This is a genomic window from Paenibacillus sp. 3LSP, assembly GCF_032465655.1.
GTDB lineage: Bacteria > Bacillota > Bacilli > Paenibacillales > Paenibacillaceae > Fontibacillus > Fontibacillus barengoltzii.
The window spans coordinates 1-3,546 of sequence record NZ_JAWDJI010000089.1; the positions used below are offsets into that span (position 1 = coordinate 1).

Consider the following 3,546-nt stretch of genomic DNA (forward strand, 5'->3'; position numbering starts at 1 on the left):
TGCATTTTCCTGTGTCCGCCTCAGGATTTATTTGTTCAAGTTCACGGATTCAGGTGTAACTAAAAAAGGATGAATATGTCAATAAATTAATATAATAACATTAATGAAAAAATGAACCATAAATGAAGGGTTACAGATAAATCTAATATATTTAAGGTGTGGTCATCTTTTTCTCAACCATTCTAGCGAGTTTAATAGCACCTTGATCGATATATTTGGCATAATAGTGTGACAAGATAAACATGGGCACCATGGAAACCAAAAACGTTAATGCAAATGCCATATTATAACTCAAATTACCAATCACTTTGCTAAATAGGAACGCGGAAAACGTGTTTAGGAAAGTGAAATGAATGAGATAAAGCGAAAACGAAACCTGCCCTAAATAAACAAACGGTTTCCATTCAAACACACGCTGCAGCAATGCTGAGCGAAGCAAAACAAACAAAATCATAGCGGCACCTAGAGTGTGCGCTAAACGGCGGGGATCGATATGAAATTGAATCCACAGATTGATCAAATTTGTCCACACTTCTATAGGTTCGTACATATTATCAGTTAGTGAAGTGTAAGGTGCCGAGCCTAAGTAAATTCCCATCAGTAATACGGATACTTTTATCGTTTTACCTTGAATCCATTTATACTTGAGTAAATCGGCGAGAAGCATTCCCCACAAAAAAGCAACAAAATAGGTTTGAATCAATACAACGGATAGGATCCCATACACAATCCATCTCTTTTTCGCGCGCCCAAATAATGCAATAAAGCCAAATATCAAGTAAGAACCCAGTAACTCATAACTCATTGTCCAGAGGACGGGATTGTAAGGATGAGCCTGAAAGCGGAAGAACGGATCAAATACAGCTGCTTTAATTACGGTATATAGATTGGTATCTAATTCATAGTAATTTTTTTTCATATCCGTCCATGTGGTTCCCCATATGGCTTGAAGATGAACACTATTTGTTATAATGGCCAGGTACACAAGCATTACAGAAACCGCCGCTGGTACGGCAAGCCGAACGTACCTTCGGATCGCACTGGATTGCAACGAATGATGGAAAGTTTCGCTATCAAGTCTTTTTTCAAATATTTTGACACTGAGCACATAACCACTCAGCACAAAGAACATACAAACGGCAAATTGTCCATTATAAAACAAGTTAATTGGAGAATGCCCGTACCAGGTATCCCACTTCCAATGAGCTTGCTGGGGGTTGCCATTTAATGCCGCTGGATAAAACACTTGAATATAATGCGAAATCACCACGACAAATGCGGCAAGACCTCTTATTCCGTCAAGATAGAGCAGCTTTCCTTCTCTCATGTTGTCATTAAGCTTATCCAACGATTAATATTTCTCCTTTTAAGAAAATAAAATTTCTATGACCTCAATTTGGAAACTAACTCTTTAATATATTACTATATATTCCAATTTTGTAAATGTATTAGATGATTTGTCAAAGAAACTTCTAATTTTGCAACAAGATCTAGCAATGCTAGGGAAAGCCCGAAGTATAATAAACTACTGTATGAGGAGGGGGGACGATGCAGTGGCAGGAAGGAAGTTATTTCCCGATCAATTCGTCCTTCTTTTCGTGCTCGATTATCGCGAGGAAGAGGGGAAGAAGAGTGTTACGGAAGTAGCCCCTGTAAGAACCGTTCCGGACCATGAGGCTAACAAGGCGTTCTTTAATGTGGAGCCAGGTCAAATTGTGTATTATACTTCAAATGAAGAATGTGTCATCTATATTGAGGTATAGCCCTTAAGTCAGAATTCTAAATTTACTTCACCTATTTACAAACCGACGGTCTGTATTTATAATGAAGATACATCAAATTTAAAGAATTTTCCGGAGGGTTCGTGTTGAAACAGGAGAAGCGCAGACAACGGACGTTAAGACGGCTGATCGATGCAACGAAAGAGTTGATTCAGGAGAAAGGATGCCATTCGATTACGATGCAGGACATCATGAGCAGATCCGGCCTGTCCAAAGGCGCAATTTTTCATTATATCAACAGCAAGGACGATATCTTTGTGCTGATCCTGCAAGAGGGGCTTGAAGAAACGAACCGACGCTTCATGAATGAGATTGAGCAAGGACGTCGGAACTTTGATGATCCGATGCAGAAGATTAAGGACAGCATTGTTGAATTCGAAAACCCGCAGAACGTGACCAACAAAGTGCTTGTGTATTTGTTTGGCAAGGAAGAGGACCCGGCCGTTGCAGAGGCTCTGAAGCAGTATTATGAGCGGACCGTTTACTTATCCCGGCTCTGGATTGAAACGGGTCAGCAGCACGGCGTTATTCCTGACACGGTCGAGGCTGGCAAAACTGCAGAGTTGTTTACGCTGATGACGCTGGGATTCCGAATTCGCGCAAGAATTCCGAACGTGCAAACGCTGGTTAATGCACAGGACTTAACTTCACTGATGAGGAACATTTTGAGCCCCGTTAGAGAACGGGAAGAGAAAGGGTGATCGGTTGTGGGATTGTGGTTAACCTTGCATGTACTAGGTGTCTTATTGATGGTGGGAAATATCATCACGGCGGCATTTTGGAAGAGCCGGGCAGACCGGACCGGGAATCCACAAATTATGCACTATGCGGCTAAGAACGTGATGATCGCGGATTATATTTTTACGATTCCTGGACTGGTCCTGATCGTCCTTTCCGGCGGCATGATGACAGGCGGCTTGGGCTACTCATTAACGGGGCTGAATTGGCTTACTTTATCTCTGGGCTTGTTTGCCGTGAGCGGATTGATTTGGCTGATCGCCAGAGACTCGACGTTGGCGTTTGATCCTAAATAAGATAAAGATACCCAATTTTCAGGAAGGATAGAGTGCGATGAATAAACCGAAAGTGGCGGTCATTGGCAGCTTGAATATGGATATTGTGGTGGAAACGCGCCAGCATCCGCAGGTTGGGGAAACGCTGCTTGGCGAACAGATTCGCTTCATATAAGTACCAAGGAACAATATCAATGGAAGAGAATAAAAGTAGTGAAAAAACTACAATAGGATTTATGCTAGATGAAAGTTCTATTTTTGAGGTAGCTTATTAGAAAATATTACCTATGGGTTGAAAGAAGAACAGATTGATATAAATAATATTAGGAAGGTATTAAATCAGGTCAAATTAGAATATTTATTTGATAAAACTGAAGGATTAAATACCATATTGGATGAGCCTACTTCCGGGCTCGATGATTTGACAGAACAAATCGTATGGGGAAACTTTCGTAGAGAATGTAATGACTCGACTATTCTTTATACAACACATCACAAACAAATCATCTATAGTACTGACCGAGTTCTACAAATAAGTAATGGAAAAATAAACAATGCTGTGAATATAACAGAAAATTATAGTCTACGTTTCCAAACTTAAATATAAATCCCATAACCAGTGAACTGTTAGTTTCAGCTAGAAAATTAGATTAGTATCAGAAAATAATTTTGATAGTTGAGACAGAAAAATAACTACTTAGTTTCCCCTGAAAAAGTCAGGGTGTTTTGAGCATAATTAAAAGGAATTCAGC

Annotated in this window: 4 protein-coding genes; 3 read left to right on the plus strand and 1 reads right to left on the minus strand. The window is 40.1% G+C overall.

The features are described 5' to 3' along the window. Positions 1 to 151 precede the first annotated feature (151 nt). Entirely contained in the window at positions 152 to 1,348 is a 1,197-nt protein-coding gene (locus tag RW092_RS06870; protein ID WP_316009853.1) for an acyltransferase family protein, read from the minus strand. A 205-nt stretch (positions 1,349 to 1,553) separates the two neighbouring features. On the opposite strand from RW092_RS06870, the gene RW092_RS06875 reads away from it, so the two are divergent. From RW092_RS06875 to RW092_RS06885, 3 genes are all read left to right on the plus strand, one after another. Next, on the plus strand, positions 1,554 to 1,763 hold the full coding sequence (locus RW092_RS06875) for a hypothetical protein (RefSeq protein WP_316009854.1): 210 nt from the start codon (positions 1,554 to 1,556) through the stop codon (positions 1,761 to 1,763). Positions 1,764 to 1,864: 101 nt separating this feature from the next. Then, positions 1,865 to 2,482, plus strand: coding sequence for a TetR/AcrR family transcriptional regulator (locus RW092_RS06880; RefSeq protein WP_316009855.1), 618 nt, complete (start codon positions 1,865 to 1,867; stop codon positions 2,480 to 2,482). Between the two features lie 6 nt (positions 2,483 to 2,488). Beyond that, a complete protein-coding gene (locus tag RW092_RS06885) occupies positions 2,489 to 2,815 on the plus strand; it encodes a DUF2269 family protein (RefSeq protein ID WP_316009856.1) in 327 nt (108 codons plus the stop codon). Positions 2,816 to 3,546: the final 731 nt, after the last annotated feature.